General features: G+C 65.3%; 30 protein-coding genes. 2 read left to right on the top strand and 28 right to left on the bottom strand.

Going from position 1 to position 23,535, the window contains the following annotated elements; all coding sequences use genetic code 11:
- Positions 1 to 4: 4 nt before the first annotated feature.
- From CCR97_RS07970 to CCR97_RS07960, 3 genes are all read right to left on the bottom strand, one after another.
- Positions 5 to 682, bottom strand: a complete 678-nt coding sequence (locus CCR97_RS07970; protein WP_111355256.1) for a hypothetical protein — start codon at positions 680 to 682, stop codon at positions 5 to 7.
- Between the two features lie 166 nt (positions 683 to 848).
- On the bottom strand, positions 849 to 1,745 hold the full coding sequence (locus CCR97_RS07965; RefSeq protein ID WP_146618615.1) for a hypothetical protein: 897 nt from the start codon (positions 1,743 to 1,745) through the stop codon (positions 849 to 851).
- Positions 1,738 to 2,523 carry a hypothetical protein gene (locus tag CCR97_RS07960; RefSeq protein WP_146618614.1) on the bottom strand — a complete coding sequence of 262 codons (786 nt, stop codon included), beginning with the start codon at positions 2,521 to 2,523 and terminating at the stop codon, positions 1,738 to 1,740. Before CCR97_RS07960 ends, CCR97_RS07965 begins: the two co-directional genes overlap by 8 nt.
- Before the next feature lie 148 nt (positions 2,524 to 2,671).
- Here CCR97_RS07960 and CCR97_RS07955 point away from each other — a divergent pair, with 148 nt between their 5' ends.
- Positions 2,672 to 2,971, top strand: coding sequence for a helix-turn-helix domain-containing protein (locus tag CCR97_RS07955; protein ID WP_244670326.1), 300 nt, complete (start codon positions 2,672 to 2,674; stop codon positions 2,969 to 2,971).
- Positions 2,972 to 2,975: 4 nt separating this feature from the next.
- Here CCR97_RS07955 and CCR97_RS07950 read toward each other — a convergent pair whose 3' ends face one another.
- From CCR97_RS07950 to CCR97_RS07900, 11 genes are all read right to left on the bottom strand, one after another.
- Entirely contained in the window at positions 2,976 to 3,335 is a 360-nt protein-coding gene (locus CCR97_RS07950) for a hypothetical protein (RefSeq protein ID WP_111355252.1), read from the bottom strand.
- Positions 3,332 to 3,772, bottom strand: coding sequence for a hypothetical protein (locus CCR97_RS07945; RefSeq protein ID WP_111355251.1), 441 nt, complete (start codon positions 3,770 to 3,772; stop codon positions 3,332 to 3,334). Before CCR97_RS07945 ends, CCR97_RS07950 begins: the two co-directional genes overlap by 4 nt.
- The gene (locus CCR97_RS07940; protein ID WP_111355250.1) at positions 3,769 to 4,410 is read right to left on the bottom strand and encodes a phage head-tail connector protein; all 642 of its coding nucleotides are present in this window, start codon (positions 4,408 to 4,410) and stop codon (positions 3,769 to 3,771) included. Before CCR97_RS07940 ends, CCR97_RS07945 begins: the two co-directional genes overlap by 4 nt.
- Positions 4,411 to 4,412: 2 nt before the next feature.
- Positions 4,413 to 4,628, bottom strand: coding sequence for a hypothetical protein (locus CCR97_RS07935; protein ID WP_111355249.1), 216 nt, complete (start codon positions 4,626 to 4,628; stop codon positions 4,413 to 4,415).
- A 44-nt stretch (positions 4,629 to 4,672) separates the two neighbouring features.
- The gene (locus CCR97_RS07930; RefSeq protein ID WP_146618613.1) at positions 4,673 to 5,896 is read right to left on the bottom strand and encodes an SGNH/GDSL hydrolase family protein; all 1,224 of its coding nucleotides are present in this window, start codon (positions 5,894 to 5,896) and stop codon (positions 4,673 to 4,675) included.
- A complete protein-coding gene (locus CCR97_RS07925; protein WP_111355247.1) occupies positions 5,889 to 6,155 on the bottom strand; it encodes a hypothetical protein in 267 nt (88 codons plus the stop codon). The genes CCR97_RS07930 and CCR97_RS07925 overlap by 8 nt, the downstream gene beginning before the upstream one ends.
- A 15-nt stretch (positions 6,156 to 6,170) precedes the next feature.
- A complete protein-coding gene (locus CCR97_RS07920; RefSeq protein WP_111355246.1) occupies positions 6,171 to 7,544 on the bottom strand; it encodes a class I SAM-dependent methyltransferase in 1,374 nt (457 codons plus the stop codon).
- Between the two features lie 77 nt (positions 7,545 to 7,621).
- The gene (locus CCR97_RS07915) at positions 7,622 to 8,044 is read right to left on the bottom strand and encodes a hypothetical protein (RefSeq protein WP_111355245.1); all 423 of its coding nucleotides are present in this window, start codon (positions 8,042 to 8,044) and stop codon (positions 7,622 to 7,624) included.
- Positions 8,045 to 8,117: 73 nt separating this feature from the next.
- Complete coding sequence (locus CCR97_RS07910) at positions 8,118 to 9,380, bottom strand: phage major capsid protein (protein ID WP_111355244.1); 1,263 nt, start codon at positions 9,378 to 9,380, stop codon at positions 8,118 to 8,120.
- A gap of 25 nt (positions 9,381 to 9,405) precedes the next feature.
- The gene (locus tag CCR97_RS07905; protein WP_170145653.1) at positions 9,406 to 10,140 is read right to left on the bottom strand and encodes an HK97 family phage prohead protease; all 735 of its coding nucleotides are present in this window, start codon (positions 10,138 to 10,140) and stop codon (positions 9,406 to 9,408) included.
- 4 nt (positions 10,141 to 10,144) lie between these two features.
- Positions 10,145 to 10,303: a hypothetical protein gene (locus tag CCR97_RS07900; protein ID WP_170145652.1), complete on the bottom strand. Its 159-nt coding sequence runs from the start codon at positions 10,301 to 10,303 to the stop codon at positions 10,145 to 10,147.
- Between the two features lie 76 nt (positions 10,304 to 10,379).
- Here CCR97_RS07900 and CCR97_RS07895 point away from each other — a divergent pair, with 76 nt between their 5' ends.
- Entirely contained in the window at positions 10,380 to 10,607 is a 228-nt protein-coding gene (locus tag CCR97_RS07895; protein WP_111355242.1) for a hypothetical protein, read from the top strand.
- 193 nt (positions 10,608 to 10,800) lie between these two features.
- Here the strand turns inward: CCR97_RS07895 and CCR97_RS07890 are convergent, their stop codons facing one another.
- The 14 genes from CCR97_RS07890 to CCR97_RS07825 all read right to left on the bottom strand — a co-directional run bounded on the left by CCR97_RS07890 (position 10,801) and on the right by CCR97_RS07825 (position 23,531).
- Complete coding sequence (locus CCR97_RS07890; protein ID WP_111355241.1) at positions 10,801 to 12,978, bottom strand: phage portal protein; 2,178 nt, start codon at positions 12,976 to 12,978, stop codon at positions 10,801 to 10,803.
- 12 nt (positions 12,979 to 12,990) lie between these two features.
- Complete coding sequence (locus tag CCR97_RS07885; protein WP_111355240.1) at positions 12,991 to 14,553, bottom strand: terminase large subunit; 1,563 nt, start codon at positions 14,551 to 14,553, stop codon at positions 12,991 to 12,993.
- The gene (locus CCR97_RS07880; RefSeq protein WP_146618612.1) at positions 14,501 to 14,908 is read right to left on the bottom strand and encodes a hypothetical protein; all 408 of its coding nucleotides are present in this window, start codon (positions 14,906 to 14,908) and stop codon (positions 14,501 to 14,503) included. Before CCR97_RS07880 ends, CCR97_RS07885 begins: the two co-directional genes overlap by 53 nt.
- Before the next feature lie 94 nt (positions 14,909 to 15,002).
- Positions 15,003 to 15,293 (bottom strand): HNH endonuclease, encoded by a 291-nt coding sequence (locus CCR97_RS32505; protein WP_111355238.1) that lies wholly within the window; start codon positions 15,291 to 15,293, stop codon positions 15,003 to 15,005.
- Positions 15,294 to 15,476, bottom strand: a complete 183-nt coding sequence (locus tag CCR97_RS07870) for a hypothetical protein (RefSeq protein WP_111355237.1) — start codon at positions 15,474 to 15,476, stop codon at positions 15,294 to 15,296.
- A 229-nt stretch (positions 15,477 to 15,705) separates the two neighbouring features.
- Positions 15,706 to 16,275: a transcription termination/antitermination protein NusG gene (nusG, locus tag CCR97_RS07865; RefSeq protein WP_111355236.1), complete on the bottom strand. Its 570-nt coding sequence runs from the start codon at positions 16,273 to 16,275 to the stop codon at positions 15,706 to 15,708.
- Positions 16,276 to 16,292: 17 nt separating this feature from the next.
- Complete coding sequence (locus CCR97_RS07860) at positions 16,293 to 17,249, bottom strand: toprim domain-containing protein (protein ID WP_111355235.1); 957 nt, start codon at positions 17,247 to 17,249, stop codon at positions 16,293 to 16,295.
- Complete coding sequence (locus CCR97_RS07855; protein WP_111355234.1) at positions 17,249 to 17,977, bottom strand: GIY-YIG nuclease family protein; 729 nt, start codon at positions 17,975 to 17,977, stop codon at positions 17,249 to 17,251. Before CCR97_RS07855 ends, CCR97_RS07860 begins: the two co-directional genes overlap by 1 nt.
- Positions 17,974 to 20,238, bottom strand: coding sequence for a DEAD/DEAH box helicase (locus CCR97_RS07850; protein ID WP_111355233.1), 2,265 nt, complete (start codon positions 20,236 to 20,238; stop codon positions 17,974 to 17,976). The genes CCR97_RS07855 and CCR97_RS07850 overlap by 4 nt, the downstream gene beginning before the upstream one ends.
- Complete coding sequence (locus tag CCR97_RS07845) at positions 20,235 to 21,128, bottom strand: hypothetical protein (protein ID WP_201159425.1); 894 nt, start codon at positions 21,126 to 21,128, stop codon at positions 20,235 to 20,237. The genes CCR97_RS07850 and CCR97_RS07845 overlap by 4 nt, the downstream gene beginning before the upstream one ends.
- Positions 21,128 to 21,505: a RusA family crossover junction endodeoxyribonuclease gene (locus CCR97_RS07840; RefSeq protein ID WP_111355232.1), complete on the bottom strand. Its 378-nt coding sequence runs from the start codon at positions 21,503 to 21,505 to the stop codon at positions 21,128 to 21,130. Before CCR97_RS07840 ends, CCR97_RS07845 begins: the two co-directional genes overlap by 1 nt.
- On the bottom strand, positions 21,505 to 22,134 hold the full coding sequence (locus CCR97_RS07835; protein WP_111355231.1) for a DUF2312 domain-containing protein: 630 nt from the start codon (positions 22,132 to 22,134) through the stop codon (positions 21,505 to 21,507). Before CCR97_RS07835 ends, CCR97_RS07840 begins: the two co-directional genes overlap by 1 nt.
- Before the next feature lie 24 nt (positions 22,135 to 22,158).
- Entirely contained in the window at positions 22,159 to 22,737 is a 579-nt protein-coding gene (locus CCR97_RS07830; protein ID WP_111355230.1) for a GcrA family cell cycle regulator, read from the bottom strand.
- Positions 22,734 to 23,531, bottom strand: coding sequence for a ParB/RepB/Spo0J family partition protein (locus CCR97_RS07825; RefSeq protein ID WP_111355229.1), 798 nt, complete (start codon positions 23,529 to 23,531; stop codon positions 22,734 to 22,736). The genes CCR97_RS07830 and CCR97_RS07825 overlap by 4 nt, the downstream gene beginning before the upstream one ends.
- Positions 23,532 to 23,535: the final 4 nt, after the last annotated feature.

Here is a 23,535-nt window from a genome sequence, read left to right as displayed (position 1 = left end):
GCTGCTATCGGTTCCTGAACGTGACGACGATAGCCGGCTGCCGGCGGAGCCAGTCGCCGAACGCGCGGGCCGACTGCTTGTTGGTGCGGTTCGGCCGCATGCGGGTCCGGCCTGCCCAGGTGTTCAGCGCCGAGGCGCCGAGCACCGATCGGAAGCCGAAGCGGATTGTGGCGATGTTGGAGAACCTGCGCTTGGCCTTGGCGGCGAGCACTTCGTAAATTCCATCAGGTGCTTGCCGCGACAAGCCTTTTTCAAGTTTTCGGCTGTACGGCATCGTCGACACGAACGCAAACTCGGCAGCGTCCGGCAGGTCGTCCGTCAGCTCGATCTCGTCGCCATCGGCCATCAGGATGTGGCTCTTCGAGTAGCGGCCGGTGAGTTTCGGCGAGGTCTTGACCAACTCGTCGGCGATGAAGCGCAGGACATCGACGAACAACTCGTACTCGACCGAGATCACGCCATCCGGGCGAACCCGATCGAGTGCGGCACTTTCCGACCCGTCAACGAACGTCGTGAACGGCGGGACAGAGCCCAGAGCGCGGCGGTTCTGCTCGCTCGCGATCCCGATCTGCTCCCGTGCGAACTGCGCCAGCACGCGGCTGCGCGCCGCCGGCGAGAGGTCGGACTGAATGATCAGTTCAACGTCGCGGTCGAGTGCCTCGATCTTGGCCGACAGCGCCATTGCCTACCTTCCATAGGTGCGCGGGCCGCATCGCTGCGACCCGCTTGCCAGACACTCGGTCTCTGGGATTCAAAGGTGATTTGGTCTGGCGTTCGGCTTTCGCCGAATTAGTGCGGCGGACACCGCACCAGTGGTTTGCAATTCAGCAATGGTCCGCCGCGCGCGGCTATTCGGCCGCGATCAGAATTTCGGAGGCGGGCATTCTCTCCTCGGGGTTCACCTGGATGCTGGCCCGCCGCCACGCCTTCCACAGGCGTTTCAGAAGCTCTTTCTCCATCACGCGCTGAGCGCGCTTTTCGATGTGTCCGAGCGAGCGGAACTCAGCCGCCCGTTTCTTTGGGATCGACCCGGCCGGCGCGACGGTCAGCCCTTCGTCGGCCGCCTTCTGCCGCTCGACTTCCTTCCGTGCGCGATACAGGTCCGCGTACTCGCCGCCGGCATAGATCAGCGCCTTGCCGACGTTCCACATGCGCGACCGGCGCTGCCGGTTGTAGCCGTGCTCGATCCACTCGTCCTTGCTGGCCGACTTGGCGAGGCCACCTTGCCGCTTGCCGTTGACGACCCCGACGCCCATCCGCTTCCACAGCTTCGCGACCGTGGCGTAGTTCGACAGGTCACCGGCCTCTCCGACGATCGTCGCCAGCGACTTCAGACCGAATCCGCGAATCTCTGCGCCGAACGCCGCCCACACGGGCAACTGCTCGGCAAGAACCTCCAAAGCTTTAACCGACTCGGACTCGATCGCGTCCCACGGCGCTCGCGCCTTGATCGAGGCGCTGATGATCTTGGCGAACCGCTTGTACTCTGGTGACCCGGCCAGTTCATGATGGTTCTGCTTCGGCGTCTTCAGTGCCGCGGCCTTGGCACCCAGCTTGCCGCAGATGATCAGATCTTTGGCCAACGCCTCGATCGCCTTCCGCTCTTCGGCCGGCGCGTCCTTGCGCCAGCCCAGCGCGGTCCGCAGGTAGGCGCCGAGCGCGGCGTTGGAACGCTTGCGCTGCTCCATGGCATAACACCGCTCCCGGTGCCACGCGCGGATCTGAGCGATGATCTCCTCAGACATTGGCCCGCTCCGCGTTGCGGCAGAGCGTTTCGAATGTGCCGGCCGAGACCAGCGTCGGGAGCGGCGCGAACCGTTGCTTGTCGTTGACCGCGCCGATGTGGTCGATCAGCGCCTTGGCGATGCCGCCGTCGCGCGCCAGCCCGGCCAGCTCGTGATACCCGATCTCGCCCCACGCGCGGCCGTCACTGGTCTTCTTCACCCGCCAGATCGCATCTGCGGCGGCGCCCTTCACCGCGTCGACGGCGCGAAGTTGGGTCGGAGAGGGATCGCGAGCGGGGCGGACACCCGGCGACTGGGTGACAATGCGGCTTTGGTCCGCCCGCTCGCGAAGGGGTGACGGGGCGCGGGCACGAGGTGAATGGGCGCCAATGCGGAGCTGGCCCGCACCGCCGTCAGAGAGAGACGGAGAACCGACAGGCGCAACGTGGGCTACACCGCAGGTATGGTCGGTCCGTCCGTCAGAGGGTGACGACGCGCCGGCACTCGCCGAGTGGTTGGCACCGAAACATTGGCCAGCGTCGTCGTCATTCGGTCGCCGGGCGAGGGCACGAGTTCTTTGGGAGCCAATCGACATATGGCCCCCGCCCGGCAGAGCAGCGCCGGCCATGTCGGCGGCGACAAGCTCGAAATAATCGTGGAGCGCCTCGCGCCCGTTGGTGCGCAGGAACAGGTCGAGCGCCTGATCGACGCTGCCGCGGCGCGCGCGAAGCGCGTTCTCGACCGCGATCCGGAGATTGACGTCGGCGACCATCAGCCGGCCGGCCGGTGTGCTCTTCATGGCTGCAGCCATAGTGGTTTGCATCTGCGCTCTACCCTCGACGTGCTGATGAGCGATCGTGCTCGGTAGTGACAAGATATCGCCTTTCAGCTACGTTGCAAGCGCATTTTTTACGTAACGTCGCACTTCTGCCGAGAAAGGCCGAGAAATGCCGAGGAATTCCGCTGTTGTCCGGCACCACGCCGCGCTGTACAAGCCGCCCGCGATGCTCACGGGGAAGCAAATTCGGGCGGCACGGGCGTTGTTGGGGTGGACATCATCCCAGCTCGCCGAGGCCGCGTCGGTCTCCTACGCCACCGTTTCCCGTACCGAGCAGACCGACGACGTCCCGCCGGTCCGCGCCACGATCCTTGCCGCTATCCAGGGCGCCCTGGAACGCGGCGGCGTTGTCTTCCTCGACCCCGGCGACACCCGCACCGGTGGGGCTGGGGTCAGGATGCGGGAGTGAGCCATTACTTCCCACCACCCGTGACTTGCAGTTCGTACGCCACGATCGTCCCGTCGCTCGCCCGGCGCGGCACTGGCGCTTTGATGCTGTAGCTTTGCCCGTCGATAATCACGGCGTCATAGGTCGTCCGGAACGGTAGTGCGAACCCGACGCCGGCAAGATCCTCCGCGAGGATGATCACCTGACTGTCGCCCTGGACGATGCCGCCGACCAACGAAGCCGGGTCGAAGCCGGAATGCCGGCCGCGGACCGCAAACTCGAAGGTTGGCGGGTTCGACCCGGCGCCGGTCCGACGCCTGATGGTGACGGTCTGGCCGCCCTGCATCAGGCGCGCGTACATCGCGCGGGCCGCCTCCGGGCTCATCGCCGCGGCACCATCCGAACCGACAGGCTCGAATTCCCCGCGTAGGTCCCGCTCACGATCTTGCGAGCCCGCCAGCGCGGGCCGATGATGCCGTCCTTGACCGCATCGTCGCTGAGCGCGGCCGGGGTGTAGGGGCTCACCGGGGTCAGTGCCGACAGGTTGACGAGGCGCTGGCCGCTCGCCGTGGTGAAGGCCGCGCGATAGACCTCGGTCCAGGTCGTGCCACCGTCGACGCTGGTCTCGACGATGACCTTCAGGGTGCTCCCGCCAGACCCGTACGTGAAGTTGACCGACAGCAGGACCGCGGAGACGTCGTCCTCGATCTCCAGGTAGGCCTGCGTCGCGCCGTTGATGTCGGCCGAAGACGTGATGACCTCGCCCGCGGCCGCCGTGGCTGCGCCGATGACGGAGTCGCCGAGGTTGAGCGGGCTGATCACAGCGCGATCCTCCGATACGGGGCGAGCTTGGTCGCGACGGACGGCGGCAGCTCGCCCGCCTCCATGGGTGACTGGATCCAATACGAGGTGTCGCCGAGCCCCGGCACGCTCTCGGAGCGCACCAGCGGGTCGCGGCCGCGCGCCGAGCGGAACGAGCCGACGAGCTCGATCGCGGCCGCCTCGATCGCGGCAGGCAGGTCGGCGCTGGCATCGCCAGGCATCAGCCACCCCGCCGTGTATGTCACCACGATCCGGCCGGTCGCCCAGAGCGCGGGATCGCCGTCGGCGTCGAGCCGGCGCACCATACCGGCCGCGGCGTCCTCGATCTCGTATTCCGCGGCGTCCACCGTCTCGTCAGCCTCGACCACCGACGCGATCGACACGATGGGGGTGCGCGACAGGAGCAGGAGCTCGCGGCTGCGGTCCGGGCGGAGCGTCTCGACCAAGGTCTCGCGCCCGAGCGTGCGGGACCGGCCGGCCGGCACAACGCCGAGGTGCCGCGTGATCAGGTCGGTCGCCACCGCGATCTGGCCGCGGAGGTAGGCGTCCTCGGCCGAGCCCTCGATCCGGAGGTCGGATTTGACCCGCTCCAGCGTCGTGAGATCGGTCCGGGCCGCCGCGGTGGTGACGACGAGCATGGTCAGGCCTTGCGCTTCTCGGCGGCGGGCGCCGCCGGCTTGTCGACCGGCACCTGCTGCATCGGGATCGGCTGCGGCTTGGCAGGGTCGCGCGCGTAGCCCTCGACGATCAGTCCGGTAGCCACGTCGTCCGCGATCTCGGCCTCTCCGGGCTCGACCATCACGGCGTTGATGTGGTCTGCGGCGTAGGGGAAGGGTTTCAGGATGGTGAGTTTCATCTTGCCTCGCGATGGGGCACAACTGAGATTGGGGTGTGGGTGGGTCAGGTAGCCGCGAAAACCGTCGCGTTGATGTTACCGCTCGCCTTGATCGCGGCCGTCGCCGTTGCGTTTTCGTGCACACCATCAGGCGTGTAGCCAGCTTTCCATATGCCACTATCCCGTGCGCTTTCGACCACATCGGCGATTTCGAAATAGCCGTACGCTCCGGACAACCCGGCCCGAACCGAGGCGTTGTAAGATTTCCGCTGTGTGTCGTTCTCAACCGACACCGGCGTCTGATTTACTTCCGTCGCCCAGTTGTCCGTCGACGTCGTCTCTGGCGGGATCGTCGTATAGAAAATGCGTTTTCCCGTGAAGTTTCCGGCGATCGTCGTGTTTCTGGTGATGAGAGTTGCGGCCGATGCGCCGCTGTACAGATCGTTGACCCCAATCTGAATGACGATGTTCTGAAAATACTGGGCCAACGCGACTTGGTTCGCGTGCGAGTTGTTCCACCCCTGCGCCGTGAGCGACGAAATTCCGTAATTCGCAACCGCGAGCGACGGGCCGATGCTCTTCTCCACCTCACCGAGGTCGCCGAACCCTGCGACATTGGAGTCCCGCGTACCGAGGCATCGGCTATCGCCGATCAGCAGCACCGCCGGCCGCTTCGACATCGCAATAATCGCGCAGCAGCCGAATACATTGGTGTTGGTTGGAGAATTGTTGGCGATCGTCCCGCTCATCGTCTTGTCCGCGAGCGACGAGGCCGAATACTCGTAGCCGTCGCTCGCGAACACGCCAGGATTGTTACCGGTGTAATTCCTATAAGGGAACCCAGACGCATTCTCCCAATGCAGCCAGACGTAAAATAGAGCATCCTTCGGAATCGACACAGCAACCGCGTCGGAAACGATGTAACTGTTGTTCGGGATCGAACCTGTCGCGACCCCGGAGAACAGCACCTGTGTGCGCGTTCCGAGCGGATACTCGATGCTCGCCGACACGGTCGCGGTGCCGCCGGTCCCAGCCTCTCCGGTCGCGGCAGTCGCCTTGACGTAGAAATTCGGGATGACGATCTGCAACGACGCAATCGCGTCCCGAGCGTAGTGCGCGCGGCGCGCGTTCGCATACTTGAGTGTCGTGCTCAGAACGTTCGGAATCGCGCACCGCGTGGCCACGTTTCGCAACGTGGGGGTCACCCGCACACCCTGTCCCGTGGTGAGCGGATCGCGCAGCGGGCTCCTCAACAGAGGCCGCAGCACCGGACGGAGCGGGCTACCCACTGTAGACCCCGCAGGTCGCGCCGGCGACGCGGGTGAGGCGGTAGACGCCGGGCGCCGCGATCACAGTGGCGGGCTGCAGCGAGTTCAGTTCGCCAACCACGTTGTAGGTGCCGCCGTCGTCCTTCAGCTCGATCAGGACGCGGGCCTGAGACCCCGTGACGCCTTTGAGCGCCACGGTCAGCGTCGAGCCATCGGCGACCGTCTGGTCGGACGAGCTCGTCGCCGTGTCCCCGGTCGCGATCAGTTGCGCAGCCGCCATGTAGATCTCCTGTCGTCAGCCCGCGGCCTTGGCGAGCATCTCGGCCGGCACGGTGGGCCGGGCGTGGTCGTAGCGGGCCTCGATCTCGGCCGCCGTCGCGATCGTCTCACGCTCGCGGAGCGCCACGGTGATCGGTTCGTCGCCGCCGCCTGCGAGGTCGACGTGGACCGTGTCGTAGCCGTAGAGCCGCTCGTCGTTCGGTGCGCACGCGTCCATCAGCGTGGTGGTCTCGGGGAACCCGATCCGGATGCCGCGGGCGTGTGCGATGCCGAGCAGGAACTCGACGCAGCCGCGGCCCTTCTCGGCCTGGTGGCTGTTGGCGTAGCTGAAGTCCAGGCCGAACAGGCCGATCTCCTGTACGCCGATGTGAATCGCGTAGGCCACGGCGTAGGCCGCGGTGCTGTTGAGGTAGGCGAACCCGATCGAGTTGAGCACGTCCTGAAGCGGGTACTCGACGAGGCCGGGGAAGTCGGGATGGGTCCGGCTGGTGTAGATCGGGCCGGGATGGCGCTTCATCCAGCGCAGCATCGCGGCGATGTTGCTAGTCGGAGATGCCTCGGCGCGCGCCTGTTGGATCCTTACGTCGTCAAGGTGGAAAATTTTGTCGCACGCGATGACGTCGCCGACCGCGTTGATGCCCCAGACCTCGTCGCAGAGCGCCGAGGCGCCGCCCATGCGCTTCACGAGGTCGACGAAGGTCTCCAGCGACGGGCCGAGCCCGAGGATGACGACGTGGCGCGGGGCGCGCTCTGGCGTGGCCGGCTCCGGGCCGAGGTTCAGCGCCGGGGCGACGCGCTTGGCGTCGACCACTAGGGTTCGCGGGTAGCTCTCGGTGCTCGTCCACTCTTCCATGACTGGCGAGACCGCGTCCGCCTGCCACCCGCAGAGGCTCGGCTCAAATCCGGCCCGAGCGAGGTGCCATCCGAGCTGGTCCGGCGTGTAGTGCCGGTGGTGGAAGGCGTAGCCGCGGCGGCCGAACGGCATGCCGAGCTCGTTCGGAACGGAGAGCAGGAGCCGCGGCGCAACCCGGCGGGCCTCACGCAGGAACGCGATCGGCTCGGCGAGGTGCTCCATCGCCTCGAAGCAGACCACGGCGTCGAGCATGGGCAGCACGCCGAGGTCGGACAGGTCGCCGGTGCGCCAGGCGATGCCCTCGTGGTCGTAGTGCTCGCGGCCGTAGGCGAGCGCCTCGGCGCTGCGGTCCAGCGCCACGACCTTGTGGCCGGCCTCGGCCAGGATGCGGGCGCCGTATCCGATGCCGCAGCCCGCGTCGAGCACGCGGGAGCCGGCCGGCAGCCGCTCGGCGGCCCACCTGTAGCGGGCGACGTGGTCGGCCCGGATTCCGTCGATGGTCGGCGCGACCTGGCGCTCGCCGTTGTCGAGGCTCATCTCGTGTCCTGCGCTGTTCGGAGACGCTGAGGAACCCCGGGCCGGAGTTCGGGGCCGGCCCGGGGCAAGTGTCGTGATCAGCTCGCCGGGGCGGACGCGGCGCGCTGGAACGCGTCGACGTGCACCGGGGTGCCGGCCGTGGCAGTGCTCTTCACGTTGCACTGCACGTACCGCTTGGCGCCCTTGTAGGCGATCTTCTTGGTGACCAGCTTGGTCGAGTTCGACGTGCGGGCGCCGGCGGCGAGGCCGGCCGCGGACTCGGTGCCGATCAGGTCGGTGTCGGCCACGGAGGTGAGCGTGCCGGTGACATCGCCCTCCTTCACCGTTACCGTGAACACCGCGGTGCTCGACGTGATGGCTCCGTAGCCGACGGTGAACAGGACCGGGCCGACGTAGCCCTGCCGATCAATGATCTTGCCGGTCTGGCCGGTGCCCGTGGTGCCGACCGCGACGGGCGGGATGACACGGGTCACCTTGAGGGAGCTGTAGAGGTCGTCCATGACGATCTGTCCTCAGTTCTGATTGCGGGAGAGGTGAACGCCGCCGGCCGGGGCCGACGGCGCCGGACCTTCGTCAGGTCGAACACTTCATTTTCCGAATCGCCTCGGCGAGCGTGACCTTGCCGCCGACCCGCTTCCAGAACTGGAAGCGGATGTTGCCGCTGGTGGCCTGCGTGTAGGGGTCACGCAGCAGTTCCATCACGATGCGATCTACCAGCGTGTAGGCGCGCCGGAAGTCGCCGAACGCCACCGGGTAGGCGTTCGCCGCCTCGTTCGGCATGTCCGGCACCTCGACATAGGGCGCGCCCAGGATCGAGTTCGGGACGCCGTTGGCGACGCCGGGCTGCCACAGGTACTGGTTCGTCGTGTCCTTGAGCTTCCGAACCGAGCCCAGCGTGGTCCGGTTGAGGACCCAAGTGGCATTCCGCGTGTAGGCCGTCTTGATGCCGTGGAAGAGATTGATCATGCCGTCCGCGGCGATCGCCGTCGCGGCGCCGGAGTTGGTCTCGGCGACGGACGAATTCGACAGGATGCCTTCGAGCTGGCCGACGCCGGTGCCGGAGACGAACTCGGCGCCCTCCTTCACGGCGAACTGCTCCTCGGCCTCCATCCGGATCTCGCCCTCCATATCGAAGGCCGCGTCGTCGATCATCTGCCGGGAGATGTCGACCAGCGCGTACATCTCCGGCGCGGTGATCTCCTCCAGACCGTAGGTGAGACCGGTCGTCTCGGTGCGCGTGCCCTGCTCGCCGACGCGCTGCGCGGCGAACTGACCGCGGCGAGCCGGGATCTGGATGGCCTTGTTCGCCGTTGGGCGCACCCGGACGAGACTGCGAACCGGACTGACATCGGTGATGCCCTTGATGATCTCGCGCACATACTCGGTGGGCGCGAGGAATCCGCCGGCTGTGTCGGTGCCGACGTTGAGGGCCTTCATCTCGGTCTCGACCGCGTCGAGGGCCTTGGCCTCATCGGCCGAGAGGTTGGTCTTGCCGACGGCATGAGCCCGCCAAGCGGCGCGCAGCCAAGTCTCGACCCGCCCCTTCTTCTCGCCCTCGTCGCGCGGCTTGCCGACGATGCGCCCGACCTTCAGCTCGATCGCGTCGAACTGGCTCTTCAGGTCGTCGAGCGCCTTCTTCTGCGCCTCGGCCTGGGTGAGCCGCTGGTTGATGCCCTCGAAGCCAGCGATCGTGTTCTCGATCTTGCTGAGCTTGTCGGTCACGACCGGGTCGGCCGTGCCCTTCTTCTCGATCTCCTTCAGACGGGCGTCGTTCGTGGACTTGAACTCCTCGAACGCCGTCATCAGGCCGTCGATGGCCTGCTTCGCGTCTTCCATGATGATGGTCCTTCGTGCGGTCGGGCTACAGGGCCCGGAGGCGATCGGCCGCCGCCTTGATGGCAGTGACCAGCTCAGCCGCGGCCGCTTCGTCACGAAGGGCAGGATCGGCATCCCCGGCATCACGCCGGAGGTAGGTGCGGAAGACCGCCACGCCCTTGACGGCGTCGGCGCGCGAGAGCCCGGCATCACGCAGGGCGCCCTCCATCTCGCGAGGATCGAAACTGATGTCGGCGGCGGCGCCGTACAGGCTCTTCATCGCCGTGACCGTGGCCAGCGCGTTCGCCGGCATGTCGACGAGGCTGACCTCCTTGAGGTCGATCTGTTTCAGGTAGCGGGCTGGCTCGCCCATCTTGCCGGAGCCGCGGCGCGAGCCATTCGGCGACACGCGGTAGCCGATCGAGAGGCCCTTCAGCGCGCCTTCGCGGAGCTGCGCGTAGTTCCATTTGCCCTGCTCGGTGTCGAGCCCAACGAGCCGGCCCTTGACAATCAGGCCGCGGCTGTCCTCCTCCATGTGATCCCAGACCCCGATCGGGTCGAGGCTCGACGCGCCCATGCCGTGCATCTTGCGCATCGGCGGGTACTTGCCGCAGGCCTTGCAGGCGTAGAGCGATTTGGAAAACGCGCCGGGCTCGATCAGATCCCCGACGCTGTCGACGTTGCCGAAAACCGCTCCCAGGCCCTCGAACGTGCCGGGCGCGCAGTCGCCGCCGTCCATGAACTTGATTTCGAGCGATGCGCCGAGGACGTGGATGTCCATTGCGTTAGTCCTTCTCGCCAGCCGCCCCGGCGGCGATGGCATCTTTCAGCAACCCGACCAGCGCCTCGTCATCGTCGAGGTCGTCGAGATCGCCGTCCGGCAGGAGTTCTTCCGTGCCGTCGGTCGCATCAGCCGGAGCAAAACCGGAAAAGTCGTAGACCACGGAATCTTTCATAGGACCGCTTGACCTAGGACGAGTTGTCCGCTATAGTTCAGATATTGAAACGGAGGGGAAACCAGTGACCACCAACCTCAACACCGCCGCCGCCGCCCGCGCCGAGTACCGGACATGGGCCACCGAACAACTCGGAGCCGAGCAGCTCCGGCTCCAGGACGTCGCCGACACCACCAGCCGGCCCCAGACCCGCGCCATGGCTCAGCGCAATCTCGACCTGATTTCTGCCGAGATCAATCGCCGGTGGTTTGCGCTGACCCCGAACCAACGGCAGGCGAAGATGCGGGGCTGACCATGACCCCGTCTCAGCTACGCGCCGCCCTCAACAAACTCAGGCTTTCCCAAGAGTCCGCCGGTCGCTTTCTAGGCCACGGCAACGGACGGCAGGTCAGGCGGTGGCTTTCCGGTGAGTACCCTGTTCCGAAGCCCGTCTCCATGCTGCTGACGCTGATGGTGCAGACCAAGACAACGCCAGATCAGATTGATCAGGACGCCAAAGCCCTTACGGCGCGTCGGTAGGCCTTTGCGTTTGTGAGGTCGAGCCGTCCGAACCAGTTTGAGCCGGCGAGCAGGCTGTACCCGATCTTCTTGCCGCGCGGGCCGCGCGCTGCGGCGAGGTTGAACATCAGGTCGTCGTCGCTGCTGTTGTTCACGATGTCCGTGATGATTTTCTTGTGCGCAGCGGAGAGCTTCGTCGACTTCGCGACGTGATCGAGCGTGTCCGACCTGATCAACCTCGTCGCTCGCGCCTGTGGCCGGAAACCGAGGCGCGCCCACACGTACCCGCCCTTGTCGATGTTCGCTTGCGCTTCGATCGCCGTGATTCCGCGAGCCCGATACTCGTCGATCGCGTCGCGGAGCATCTTCTTGGCGTGCCCGCCGCCTTGATAGCTCGGCGCGAGCGAGAACAGCTCGTGTCGGGCCTTGTAACCGACGCGGCCCGTCTCGGCCTCGTACTCGACGTCGCGCGTAAAGCTGCGCTCGACGCGCGCGCCGGCCGATTGCCCGCGGACGAAGATGTCGCCGGACGGCATGCGCGTCACGGTCACCTGCAGCCGCTCACCCACCGGCACCCCGGACATCATCTTGTCGACCAGCCGCTTCGCGTCGGCCTCGTCGGTCCAGATCCCAGCGTCGCGCCCGGCCCGGAGCGCGCCGTCGTCCATGGTATAGCTGGAATAATCACGAGACGGCGCGGCGCCGCGGTTGGCATCGGGCTTCGGCGCGAACCGTCCGCCGCGGTCCCGGCGGTGCAGCTCCTCGCGAAAGTCCGGTCGCGCGCCACCGGCCGGTTTCTTGCTAACCTTCCGCTTGATCTCGTACCATTCGCCGTCGACCTTCACGATCTGATCGGGCTCGACCGGGTCGCCGTTCTCGTCGTAGAACTCGCCATCAGCTAGCGCGCCCTGATCGTCAGCGGTTCCGCCGTCCATGCCGTAGTCTTTCGGCGTCCACGGGCGCGAAAACTGGTCACCCTCAAGCGGATTCCACCCGTCGTCCTCGCGGACCTCGTTGATCGACACCCAACCCGGCGACGAGTTCGTCCCGAGCGCGGCCTTGTAGGCCTCGGCGCGCTCTTGCGGTGACCCGCGGAGCAGTTCGGCCGTGTCGATCTTGACGTGGTAGCCTTCGCGCCTCTCCTCAGGCGTCAGAAGCTGGCACTCGATCGCCCCCTTGATAGACGTGAGCCACGGCTGCAGGCTGAACCGGACGTGCGCCCGCATGAACTCCAGGGCGCTCGCGAACGTCGGGCTCTCGTCGCCGCCGAGCCCGAGCATGATCGGCCACAGCCGGAGCACGCGGGCGATCTCGGCGACCTGGTGCTTGCGGGTTTCGAGATGCTGGGCGTCGACGCCCGTCATCTGCATCTGCTTCCAGTCGAGCCCGCCCTGCAGGATCATCGGCTTCCCGGCATTGGCCGTGCCGACGTACTTCTCCTCGAACATCGCGCGGAGCCGGTCGATCTCCGCAGGGTCAAGTGCCTTCGCCGCCTTGTCCGCGACCAGCGCGCCGCTGGGCCGCGCGCCGTTGGCGTGGAACCTCGCATGGCTTTCTTCGGTCGCCATGGCGAGGCCGAGCGCCTCGCGACCGAGGTCGACCGGGTTGAGCCCGTCCACGCCGTCCCAGCTCGGGCCGCGGAGATGGAACACCTCGTTCTGCTCGAGCGTCGCGCTGCGCGAGTTCTCGAACGTCACGCGGTAGCGCAGACTCATGTCGGCCAGCGTCTCGACATGCGCCCAGTCCGGCCGGACCGGGATGAGCTCACGGACCTGCCCGGCGACCGTGTTCTTGTAGCTCACCGACCGGCCGGCGCCGGCGGCGTGCAGCAGCACCGTGCCCCAGAAGTCGGCCGCGCTCTGGTGCTGGTTCGGCTTGTGCCGCAGAACGTCGTAGAGCGGGTGGTCCTTGGCCGGCTCCGAGCCGCGGCCGTCCGGCAGCTCGCGGTAGATCTCGACCGGCAGTTGGCGGATGCCGTCGGCGATCACGTTGATGCCGCGCCACCACGCCGCCACCTGCAGGGCCGAGCCGGTCGACACCGAGGCGCCGGACTTGGCCGGGCCGCCCCACGACCCGGTCAGGATCGCGGAGAGCAGTTCCGGCGAAAACTCGACCGCTTTGACCTCGGTCGGAGTCTTCCAGAACAGCCACTTCCTCCAGCTCATACGACCGATGCCTCAGAGGAAGGTGATGAAGGGGCGGGGGGCGGATTCGTCTTCCGACGGCGCCGCGCCCATTGCCATGGTAAGAGCAACCATGCCGTCGATCCGCCCGCTGCTCTTGTTCTTCGCCAACTTGCGATTCCCGCTCGGGTCTGTCTGCACCACGGCGTTCGCCGCACACATCGCAAGAACCGGGTGGTTGCCGTGTGCGATCCGGCCGTTCAAGATCTCACTTTCGAGGTCGCGCAGCGCCGGGCTCATCGACTGGAAGCCCTGCCCGAACTCGACGAACCGTTCCGCGATCTCGTCCTCTGTGAACCCGGCTTGAAGCAGCCACGGTTTGAGGTGCTTGAAGTTCCAACGGTCGAACGCGATCTTGCGAATGTCGAGCGCTCGGCATTGTTCGCGCAAAATGCTCGCCACAAACTCATAGTCGATCGATCGCCCAGGCGCGGTGCAAAGCTGACCCTGCCGCTCCCACAGATCATAGGGGACGCGATCAGTCCTTGATTTGTCTGCCAGCCCGTCACGGGGGAGCCAGAACGTGGGGTGGACTTGCCAAACCCCGGAGACCTTTCCAATCAGGACCAGCGCTGTCAGATCGTTGACCGCTGAGAGGTCCAGTCCGCCGTACACCTCAACGTCTTCGATCGACAACGGGTCGGCGCCACAGGACTGCCACAGGGCACGAGAAACGAACGGTGACGCCGCTTCGACGCGCTGGTTGAGGACGAGGTTGCGGTACTCCGACTCGCGGCTCGGCATCCGCTTGGCGTCAGCCGCCATCGCCAGGACTTCGGTGGCGTTCAGGAAGTCTCCGAACGCCGGGTTGGCCTTTCGGATGGTCGCCTCGACGAACGGGTCGTCCTCTTGCGGCGCCGTATAGAGTGAGACCGTGACCCGCGGGTCGTGCCCAGCCATCGCATCATCAATCAGAAGCGACAACAGGTCTGAATCAGTCGGCGCTTGTGTCGAGATGATGATCGATAGCGGACTGTCCTGCGCCCCGGTTGCTGTCTCCAGCGCCTCGTAGAGTTCGGAACGCGGCCCCTTCACCTGGCCAAGCTCGTCGTGGACGATGAACACCGGGCTGAGCCCGTATGCCGTGCTGGCCTCTGCCGACAGCGCTCGGTATAGCGTCCCGAGATCGGAACAGTACAATTGCTTTGCCGTGTCGCGTGGCGTTACCACGCCCAAGAGGTCCGGCGACATGCGGACAATCTTCGCAGCCAGCGCGAACAGCAGCGCGGCCTGATCCCTGGATTGCGCCGCCGAGAACAGTTGCGAGTTCGGCCGCGCCTCCGGGCCGCACAGGTGGAGAAGCAAGAGGAACGCCGACAGCGTCGTCTTGGCGTTCTTCCGCCCGAAGCTCAGGATCGCCCGGCGCGTGCCGGCCGGGTTGTCGTAGATCTTACGAATCTCGTCGCGCTGCCATGGCCTGAGCCGAACCGGCTTGCCGACGTCGCGCCCTTCTGGAATTCGGCAAAATTCCTCGATCCACCGGATGTTCCGCTCAGCGCGGGTCTCAGGCCTCCCAAGGCTTCTTGCCTTGGATCGGTTTGGACTTTTTCTTGTCAAACGTGGCCTGCTGAGAAAGACGCATCCGGGTGGCGAGCGACGACAGCGCCCGGCCCTCGCGCTCCTGCATGATCAACAGCGTGTTGTAGTTCGCGACGTCGAACGGGTCGGCTTTTTCGGCCTGCTCGATCAGTTGCGCCACCCGGCGCGCCGCCACAACGTGCCGGCAATACGCGGTCAGCATCCCGTGCGTCTCGCGCGGAAACCAGTCCGCCGGCATCCGATTGACGACCGCCCACCACTCCGCCGCCTGCTCGTCCGTCAGGTCGTATGGCGCGTCAGGTCGTTGAACAGCCTCAATTTTCGCCGGAAGAACCTCAAGCGAGGCGGCAGATTTCCGTCCGCGAGGCGTCATGTGTTATGGAACCTTTTTTGGGGCCGGTTATGAAAAGTCAACTACCGGCGCGGTCCTGCCCCTATTTCCCCCAAGATCCAGACCCGGGTAGGGGTCAATCGATCGGCCACCCGTCTACCCCGGTCACCCTCACAGGCTTGCCGCTTTTCTCCGCCTTCTGCTTCGCACTCGAATGGCATGTCGCGTCCAAGGCTTGCCAGTTCGACCTATCCCAAAACAGAGATTGATCTCCGCGATGCGGCTTGATGTGGTCAACCACTGTTGCCTGGGTGTAGCGGCCTGCTTTGAGGCATATCGCGCACCAGGGATGATCGCGCAGGAAGCCAGCCCTGGCCTTGTCCCACGCGGTCGAGTAGCCACGCTGTCGGGCTGATAGGCGAGCCACCTAGCTGCGGCTCCCAAGGGTGATCAGACACGCCGCACCGTAGGCTTGCGCCTCATCGGGGGGCGCAATCGCCATGAACTTCTCGGCCTGCGCCTGGCATGTAGCGAGGTCCGGCATGCGGATGCCCGGTCCGGCGATGTCGACACCACCGACGATCAGCCACAGCACGAGGGTGACGGTCATGTCGGGTCCTATGGGACCGGATGCCCGTGCCTCATCCGGCATGGCCGGTGGCCTGGGCATCTCGTCTCGCGATTTCGGTGGATGCAGCAGCACGCCGACTCAGAACGGTGTCCTGAGCCTGGACCGTTGCCCAAGTGCGCGGTCCTCGCCCATCTCTCAGGGCATTGCCGGGGCGGTCACGCTACGCTGCATGCAGGTAATGCAGACTCATGTTGATTTGTCAAGCGGATCAGGCCGGGGTTACGTGCTCCTCCCCAAGCTCGACGTGCCCGAGCACCCCGCCGATGTCCACCACGATCCTCTGCCCATCCCGAAGCGAGTCGACCGTGGCAATCAGCCCGCGCCACGCGCCATCGATCAGCCGAACGGCCTGCCCCGCTCGATACTTGCGCGGTTTGCCGGCGAGCCACGCCGGGTCGTTGAGGTTGGCCTCGATCGTCCGAATCGGGTTGAGCGCGGCGTCAGGCACCAGCTTCAGCGCGCCGCTGGCGTAACGCCATTGACCTCGGATGCCGCGGACCTCGTCACGCTGGATCTGGGCATGGTTGGCGTACAGCGCCGGCACGAACAGGTAGCCCCGGATCATCAGGTTTTCGACATCGACCTTTCGGCCTCGCCGCACCTGCGTCACCCGCTCGACCGGCAGATAGCTCGGGATCTCGGCGGACTCCCATAGCCAGTCACGCGCCCGCTTTTCGTGCTGCGGCTCGATCAGGGCGATGAGCCAGTACGGGTAAGCCCCGGCCGCGACAGCGGGCTGAGACGGCCGCTCTGGTGCGTTGTGGACGGTGAGGGTCATGCCGCTTGCCCTTTCTGCTAGGCACCGCCTGACAGGCCCCGGGACGCCATAAGGACGTCATTCCAGTCCTGCCCGACGATCGGGGGGATATGCACTGACACCTCGATATTCTTGACGGCGAGACGGTGGGCGAGCGAATAGGCCGCATACTGACCGCCGTATTTCGGGTCGTTGTCCCCGAAAATGGCGACCTCATCGCACGCTGGTGGCGGGTGCCATTTCGCCATGAGAGCCGAATTGATCGCAGCCCACACCGGCATTTCGTACAGGATGCTGGCGCTCAGTGCAGTCTCGATCCCCTCGGCGATCCCAAGGGGGCCGTGGGTGTAGTCGCTCAGCATGACGCAGGCACCATCCGGGAGGCTCCCGGGCATCAGCTTGCGAGGCGATGGCATTTCGGCCTTAGCGAGTCCGTCCGGCCGCAAAAACGTCCGATGCATCGACACAAACTTCGGCACTCCGAACAACCCGACCATGGCGACCAAAGCTGGTCGGACACCACCATCCCCGTCCCTGAGGCGCTCGCCGAACCGAAGAGCCCTCGGATAGACGACCCGCTCCTCAATCCCGCGCGCATCGAAATAGCGATGCACCAGATCGCCCGGGGTCACAGGACGGGTCTCAACCCAAATGGCCCTCAGAGCCTTGATGCGCTGCTCGTCCGTCAAGTCGACCTTCGGCAGCGTCGAATCCGGCTTTAGGTTGCCGAGCATCTCGTCGATGCGGGCCGCGACCTCGGAAAATGGCTTGCCGGTAAACTCGATCGCCAACTTCATCCCATCGCCTGCCCCGCACTGGCCGCATATCCAGGTGCCCCGACGGTCCTTGTCGTCGTACCGGAACCGGTCAGTCCCGCCGCAGATCGGGCACGGGCCGTGTTTGCCTGACAGGGCGCGCTCCGGAACGCCGAAGCTGAGCAGGATGCCGCGCCACTTCCCGGTCGCCGCCAGGGCTGTCTTCTCGTGAAACGCCATCAGGCGGCACCACGCTGCTTCAGCATGCTCTTGGCGTAGAACTTAGCCCGTCGCTCCTGACTCCACGGAACCCCCTTAGTCCGTAGGCTCTTCTCAAGTTTCGCCTTCTCACTGTGGACCAGCTTACCAGCCGCGCGTCGCTCAATCTGAGATTTGATTATGGCATCACGCTTCCGCACCTCAGGAGATGGGCGAAGCGGCTTCCAAATCTCACCGATTCGTCTAAATCGGAGCCCACATGGAAACGGATCATGGTGGGCTATCCGCCGAGCCATCATCGCTTGCGAGCAACCCATAGTCTTTGCCGCAAATGTAATACTTTCGTACAGGCGGCCCATGCTATCTTCAACGGCGCAGCGGCGCGCTTGAGCACCCGCTGATAATTGCGCCCCCTTCTTGGCCGCCCACAACGCGGCACAATAAGCATTATCAGACGCATTCAGAGCAGGCTTTCGTGTGTCTATATGCCACTGTTCACGACGCCTCAGTTCGCCTGGGTCGCATTCCTCCAGAACGGAGAATTTCAACAACAAGCCATATTTCCCATACGCCCTGCTCAACTGAGGGCTGCTCGACCTCCCGTTCTTCATTCGCCAATGATGTTCATACCACCGCCGGCGAACGTCAACACTTGAGCCGATGTACTCTTTTCCCGTTGGCGTTGCGATCGAATAAACCCCACAAACGCCATGCCCGAGGCGCGTTTCGAGTTTCGTCTGGTCCTTCATCGAACGCCCCCAACAGCACGACGCTCAGACTCCATCTTCTTTGCCCACCTAATTCTCCGGCTCTGCTCGTAGCGCTGGAACGCGCCGTCGAACGGGATCCGCACGTCGAGCAAGCCGCGGGGCCACACACCGAATTTCGACTTGTAGAGCCCGAGAGCCAGCTTTCCGCCACGCTTCCGATGGTCGTCCATGTCGAGCGCCATGCTCCAGAACCGTTGTTTCTCGGCTTGGGTTGGCGCCTTCGCCCGACCGGTGATCTCGACCAAGCGGCCGTCAACCGTCTCGACCTCACACGGGCGCCGGCTCTCGTGTCCACACTCAGGGCAGACCCGGCCAGTGTGGAGCGCGCCGCACGCGCTGCATTCCCTCGGGAGCTTTTCCGCTTTCCGCCGCGCCTTCGCCTTCCCGCCCTCACCCTTGTCGAGCACCGCGTGGTGGATATCGGTCACGAGCCCGAGCCGGAGCGAATTCCCGGCGTGGTCCAAGATCACGAGGTCTTCGGTGCCTGGGTTGATCCTGAGCCCACGGCCGATGCGCTGCACATGGAGCATTTCGGATTTGGTCGGGGCGGCGTCCACGATGCACGACACCGGCCAGTCGACGCCTGTGGTGAGCGTCCGGACTGAGCAGACAACCTTGATCTCGCCGCTGATGAATTGGCGCTTCAAATGCTCGCGCGCCACGATGTCGGTGTGTGCGTCACAGTATCCCGCCGACACCCCGGCTCTCAGAAACTGTTCCTGCAAAACCTTGGCGTGACTACAATTCACGCCGAACACCAGCGTCGGCCGGTTTCCCCCCTTCTCAAGCCACGTCTGCACGACGTGGCCGACGAGCTTGTTTTCGCTCATCACCTGCTCAAGGTCGTTTTCGGCATAGTCCCCAGCAACCGTTCGGACCTTGCTCAAGTCCGGCTTGTCCGGGGCGAACGCTACGAACTTCGACAGGTAGCCCGCCTCGATCAGCGATCCGATCGTCGCGGCAATACGCAGGTCTTGCCAGTGCCTGCCGAGCCCGATCGTCCATGGCGTCGCAGAGAGACCGACGAACACTCGCGTCGGCCAGCGGGCCATCATTTCGCGAATGACCGTGAAATCCTCGTGGCATTCGTCGACGATCACCAACCCGAAATTCTCGTCCATGTTGCCATTGCGCAGCCGACGCTTGAGCGTCTGGACCGTGGCGACCTGAACCGGAGCACTGTCGTCGGTTCGCGGGTGGTCGGACTGCATCGCGCCGACATGAGACAGACCGTCCCGCTCGAAATCGGCAATCGCCTGATTGACCAGAGACAGCCTCGGCACCGTGAACAGCACCCTGTGCCCCTTAGCCAGAGAAGCGCCGATGATCTTTACGGCCGTGATCGTCTTGCCGAATCCTGTGGGCGCTTGAAGGATCACTCGCTTGTTCCCGGCGCGAAGCGAGTCCCGAAGCATGTCGATTGCGGACTGCTGATGCGGGCGGAGCTGACGTGGCGACGAAGCCGTGAGCATCGAAGATGACCCTAGCCAAAAGATGGACGACCACGGGCGAAACGGGATGACATTGGAACCAGGGAGCCGGACATCCTGCCCGGTCTCTTCTTGGCCGGGGCCTTCCGTGCCTATCGGCTCGGGAGAGCGCTGGTCGAATTCATCTCTAGGAGAGTCTATTATCCGTGGATCATTTTGATCCGGGTTACAGTGATAGTCGGTATCGGCTAGCCATGCATCGTAACCGATTGGTTCGTCGTATTCTTTCGGCAGATCGCGCTCTCTCAGATCAACGATCTTGCCGAGCGTGCCCGGAACCGTCACGGGGATGAGATGGGGCGGCGTAAGCGCGTCTCGGATGGCGTTCAGGTCGACCAGATAACGGGTCACCCTTGCTCCCCCATCTTGGTACGCCGTCGCCTTGATGAACGACCTTTCGCGGAATTCCGACAGTGCTCGGGTGACGGTCGGAACCGAGACCCGGGCCATCTTTGCGATCTTGGACCTGCCGGGATGGATGACCCCGCCGTTGCTCCGGTTGCGGAACCAGAGGTTCACGATTGTCTGTAGGACGTCCCGGTAGGCGCGGCTGAGTTTGGCGCGTTTGATCAAAAGCCGCATGTATCGGCGATCAATCGCAGCCTGCGTCTGCGCCCATGGGATCGGCGGCTCGAACGGGTCGACTGCATTGATCTGCCGAAGCCGATCGATCCCCGCTTGCAGCCCCTCGACCTGCTCACGAAGCGCGGCGATCTCCCGGTGCAGCGGGTCGCGGGATTGAGGCGTCATGGCTGCACCCCGTCGTCGAGCACGGCATCAACCATCCCGGACGCAACCACAGTCGTGATGATCTCCCGCGCGAGCGCCCGGACCGTCATCCGGCGTCGAGTAGCGTGCTCTCTCAGGCTGGCCTTGACGTCTGGCATGACAATCGGAGCGCCGCGGCGGGTGCAGCGGGGAATCAGCCGCCCCCTGCTTCGCTCATAGGTAATGACGTTTCTGACCGTCTCCAGCCCGACGCGCTGGTAGCAGTCGGCCAGCTTGCGCACGATCTCGATTGGTGGCGTGCCGGCCTTCGCCAGAGCGATAATCAAATCGCGCTGCTCAATGTTCATCCGGCTCATGGCTTCGGTCGGCCCGCGATGGTCGCGATTCCAGACAAACCACGCGAACGCCATGCCGCTGTTGCCAATCTTTTTTCCCTCGTACCCGCCGCGGTGCATCATCGGGATGCGGCGCGAGAAACAATGCACGCGCGCCAGCCGGCCACAGTCCAGAATTGACGACCGCCGCTCTGACTCCAGGAAGGCGAGGCGCAGAAGCATGATGACGCGCGGGCAGAGATCGAGCGCCTTGACGACGAACTCTTCCGCCAGCTTGAACGGCGGATTGGTCACGATGCATTGGACGCCCGCGGGCGCGCGGTGTTCCATCAGAAAGTCGATGCCGGCCGCGCTGTCCGGACAACCGCGGTCGACCAAGTCCGTGGCGGCCACGTCATATCCGGCCGCGCGGAGCACGTTGACAATCGCGCCGTCGCCGCATGCTGGTTCCCAGATCAGGCGCGGCAACCGCTCGACCTGCAACAGCGCCTCGACCGCGACCGGCGGGGTGGCATAGAAGTCGTCTCCGCGCTCGGATAGCGGGGCTCTCTGAACCTGACAACTGTGGTCGAGCATCAGGAAATCACCTCCCGCACTGTGACGCGCATGCCCTCGCTCGCGTATTCGGAGCATGTCCAACCCACGGTCAGCCGGCGGAGATGCTTCTGCGCGTCGTCGACGATCAGGCCGGCGTGCTTGAGGTAGTCGATGGTCGTCTTGATCACCGAGTCGAGGTCGCCCTTGGTGTGCTCGGACGAGAGCATGATCTCGACTTCGAACCTGTCGAGCGGCGCGGCGAGCCTGATCGGATCGACCTTGCGACAGCGTGCGACGAGCATCAGGCCGTCGGCGGTGCGGCGCCACGCCTTGACCAAACGGTGCGCCGACCAGTCGATGCGACGGGTGCGGTTCACGAGGGGCGGAATCGGAAGGTCGAGGACGATCGCGGTCATCAGAACCGCCGCAGGTTGGCCGGGATGTCGAGGCCGTCGTCGATCGCGGACCGGCCGACCGCAGCGATCACGGCTGGCGTGATGTCGCGCTCGGTCCCGTCTTCGTCGCGGAAGCTCAGCGAACCAGTCGCGCCGTCTTCACGTAGCAGGCGAGCGAGTTCGTTCGCGGCGGCAGTCGCCTCCCTGACCTCGTTATCGGCCGGCGGCGGCTCCCAATCGCGGCCAGCCGGGTCCAAGTCGTCGGCCTTGTCGCCCTCCTCCGTGTCGAGCGTGCAGGCCGCCTCGTCGTGGCTCGCCGGCTCGTGGATGACTCCGTCGGAGTCGTGGTCTGGGGTGGCGCGGCGCGGCTTGGTGCTCTTCGCCGCGCGCTCCACGGCTCGGCCGACCGGAGCGCTCGCGATCAGGCCGCAGCCGGCGAGGTACACATCGAATAACTGGTGCTGGTCCAGTTCCTTGGCGCGCTTGTCGGCCTCCATGCGCATGATGCGCACGGTCTTGGCGAGCAGCTTCGGGTCGTAGCCTCGGCCCTCGGCTTCGGCGCGCAGATCCTTGATGTCGTCGGCGATCTGCTTCCGCTGGTCTTCCAGGTTGGCCCACCGCTCGGCCAAAGCGTGCATTTCCTTGTCCATGCTGGTGCCTTTCGGTTGTCGTGATCACTCAGCCGCGTATTGCGTCGTGCCGCGACCTTGCCGCCAGCGGATCGCATTCATCGCGTCGCCCCGCTTCACCCGGTAGTCGACGCCCTCCGGCCGGCGGTGCAGCGGCACGTACACGAGCGCGGCATGCGTCGCGCACCACGAGCCGCGCGCCTTCGGGGCGCCGCAGAACCGGATGTCGGCACCGTCGCCGGACGGGTAGCGGCACATGCCTTCGGTCAGGTCGAGCAGCGGGACCACGCACTCGATCGGCGCGGCTCTCAGTGGGGTGTCGTCGGGCTCGATCACGGGCGGACGGCGGACCGGGGCGCGCTTATCCGTGTCGGGCTTCCGGGCGTGGCTGCGCTTGTCGGGCTTGGGGCGAGGCTCGCCGCGCGGCTTGACGATGTGGCCGCGGCCTCGCGCTTCAAGCTTCATCCGGTTGACCTTGCCTAGAATGGCGTTCCGCGTCGCGCCGCCAAGCTCGACCGCGATCTGAGAGGCCGATAGTCCGTCAGCCCACAGCTGGCGCAGCTCTGCCACGCGCTCGTCGGTCCAGCCGGGGCTCAGGGTGTCGTAGGACGAGGTGCCGGTCATGCGGCGGCCCCTCGTGAAATGCGCCGCAATGCCTCGATCACTTCTTTCGGCTTGCAGACTTCAAGCCACGAGATCAGCGACGGGAGCTCCTGCCCGCCGTGCTGATATAGCCATTCGGCGAATTCTTCCGTGTGGTCGTCGCGGATGATCTCGTTGCGGGCCTTGTTGTCTTTCTTGCGCGCCTCGGCTTCTTGCCTGATCGCTTCGGCCTGACGATCGACCGGCACCGCCGCCGCCTTCAGCAGCGCCGTGCGGTTGTTGTCGAGTCCGACGTCGCGAGCGGCCTGCTTAGCCGACTCTGACAAGGTCGACACCTTCATGGCGCGGTGGGCGTCTGCCTTGCTGACGCCGAGGTCGCGGGCGGCAGCATTAACGCCGCCCTCTTGCCGATGCCCCTTGCCGTCTACTCGCTTGCTTTCAATCGTTTCAGATTGGAACGATTGAACTTGCTGCGCCTCAGTTAGCCTAATCCACTCGGCTAGTTGCTCGTCGCGTTCAAGCGCCGTCAGGTCCGCTCGGTGCAGGTTCTCCGTGATCTCGGCTAGCCGTTGGCCGATGTCGTCTCCTTTGAACAAGAAGGCGTCAATGAACGGCTCTTCCAAGAGAGTGACCGCCGCGAGCCGATGGCGCCCGGCGATTAGCTTGTAGCCGTGCGCCTGCTCGCGCACGACGATCGGCTGGAGCAACCCGACACGGCGGATGCTTTCCGCGATCTCGCGGACCCGTGCCATGTTTGGCTCCCGCCGACCCGGCGGCACGATGACCGCCGAGACTTCGATGTTGTCCAGCTTCATGACG

This window comes from Rhodoplanes elegans (assembly GCF_016653355.1).
Classification (GTDB): domain Bacteria; phylum Pseudomonadota; class Alphaproteobacteria; order Rhizobiales; family Xanthobacteraceae; genus Rhodoplanes; species Rhodoplanes elegans.
This window is presented reverse-complemented; position numbering and strand designations above follow the sequence as displayed.

Excerpts from the sequence above, each read along its gene's own strand:
- CCR97_RS07970 (WP_111355256.1), bottom strand. The coding sequence starts at position 682 with ATGGCGCTGTCGGCCAAGATCGAGGCACTCGACCGCGACGTTGAACTG.
- CCR97_RS07965 (WP_146618615.1), bottom strand. The coding sequence starts at position 1,745 with ATGTCTGAGGAGATCATCGCTCAGATCCGCGCGTGGCACCGGGAGCGG.
- CCR97_RS07960 (WP_146618614.1), bottom strand. The coding sequence starts at position 2,523 with ATGAAGAGCACACCGGCCGGCCGGCTGATGGTCGCCGACGTCAATCTC.
- CCR97_RS07955 (WP_244670326.1), top strand. The coding sequence starts at position 2,672 with ATGCCGAGGAATTCCGCTGTTGTCCGGCACCACGCCGCGCTGTACAAG.
- CCR97_RS07950 (WP_111355252.1), bottom strand. The coding sequence starts at position 3,335 with ATGAGCCCGGAGGCGGCCCGCGCGATGTACGCGCGCCTGATGCAGGGC.
- CCR97_RS07940 (WP_111355250.1), bottom strand. The coding sequence starts at position 4,410 with ATGCTCGTCGTCACCACCGCGGCGGCCCGGACCGATCTCACGACGCTG.
- CCR97_RS07935 (WP_111355249.1), bottom strand. The coding sequence starts at position 4,628 with ATGAAACTCACCATCCTGAAACCCTTCCCCTACGCCGCAGACCACATC.
- CCR97_RS07925 (WP_111355247.1), bottom strand. The coding sequence starts at position 6,155 with ATGGCGGCTGCGCAACTGATCGCGACCGGGGACACGGCGACGAGCTCG.
- CCR97_RS07920 (WP_111355246.1), bottom strand. The coding sequence starts at position 7,544 with ATGAGCCTCGACAACGGCGAGCGCCAGGTCGCGCCGACCATCGACGGA.
- CCR97_RS07915 (WP_111355245.1), bottom strand. The coding sequence starts at position 8,044 with ATGGACGACCTCTACAGCTCCCTCAAGGTGACCCGTGTCATCCCGCCC.
- CCR97_RS07910 (WP_111355244.1), bottom strand. The coding sequence starts at position 9,380 with ATGGAAGACGCGAAGCAGGCCATCGACGGCCTGATGACGGCGTTCGAG.
- CCR97_RS07905 (WP_170145653.1), bottom strand. The coding sequence starts at position 10,140 with ATGGACATCCACGTCCTCGGCGCATCGCTCGAAATCAAGTTCATGGAC.
- CCR97_RS07890 (WP_111355241.1), bottom strand. The coding sequence starts at position 12,978 with ATGAGCTGGAGGAAGTGGCTGTTCTGGAAGACTCCGACCGAGGTCAAA.
- CCR97_RS07880 (WP_146618612.1), bottom strand. The coding sequence starts at position 14,908 with ATGACGCCTCGCGGACGGAAATCTGCCGCCTCGCTTGAGGTTCTTCCG.
- CCR97_RS07870 (WP_111355237.1), bottom strand. The coding sequence starts at position 15,476 with ATGACCGTCACCCTCGTGCTGTGGCTGATCGTCGGTGGTGTCGACATC.
- nusG (WP_111355236.1), bottom strand. The coding sequence starts at position 16,275 with ATGACCCTCACCGTCCACAACGCACCAGAGCGGCCGTCTCAGCCCGCT.
- CCR97_RS07860 (WP_111355235.1), bottom strand. The coding sequence starts at position 17,249 with ATGGCGTTTCACGAGAAGACAGCCCTGGCGGCGACCGGGAAGTGGCGC.
- CCR97_RS07855 (WP_111355234.1), bottom strand. The coding sequence starts at position 17,977 with ATGAAGGACCAGACGAAACTCGAAACGCGCCTCGGGCATGGCGTTTGT.
- CCR97_RS07850 (WP_111355233.1), bottom strand. The coding sequence starts at position 20,238 with ATGACGCCTCAATCCCGCGACCCGCTGCACCGGGAGATCGCCGCGCTT.
- CCR97_RS07845 (WP_201159425.1), bottom strand. The coding sequence starts at position 21,128 with ATGCTCGACCACAGTTGTCAGGTTCAGAGAGCCCCGCTATCCGAGCGC.
- CCR97_RS07840 (WP_111355232.1), bottom strand. The coding sequence starts at position 21,505 with ATGACCGCGATCGTCCTCGACCTTCCGATTCCGCCCCTCGTGAACCGC.
- CCR97_RS07835 (WP_111355231.1), bottom strand. The coding sequence starts at position 22,134 with ATGGACAAGGAAATGCACGCTTTGGCCGAGCGGTGGGCCAACCTGGAA.
- CCR97_RS07830 (WP_111355230.1), bottom strand. The coding sequence starts at position 22,737 with ATGACCGGCACCTCGTCCTACGACACCCTGAGCCCCGGCTGGACCGAC.
- CCR97_RS07825 (WP_111355229.1), bottom strand. The coding sequence starts at position 23,531 with ATGAAGCTGGACAACATCGAAGTCTCGGCGGTCATCGTGCCGCCGGGT.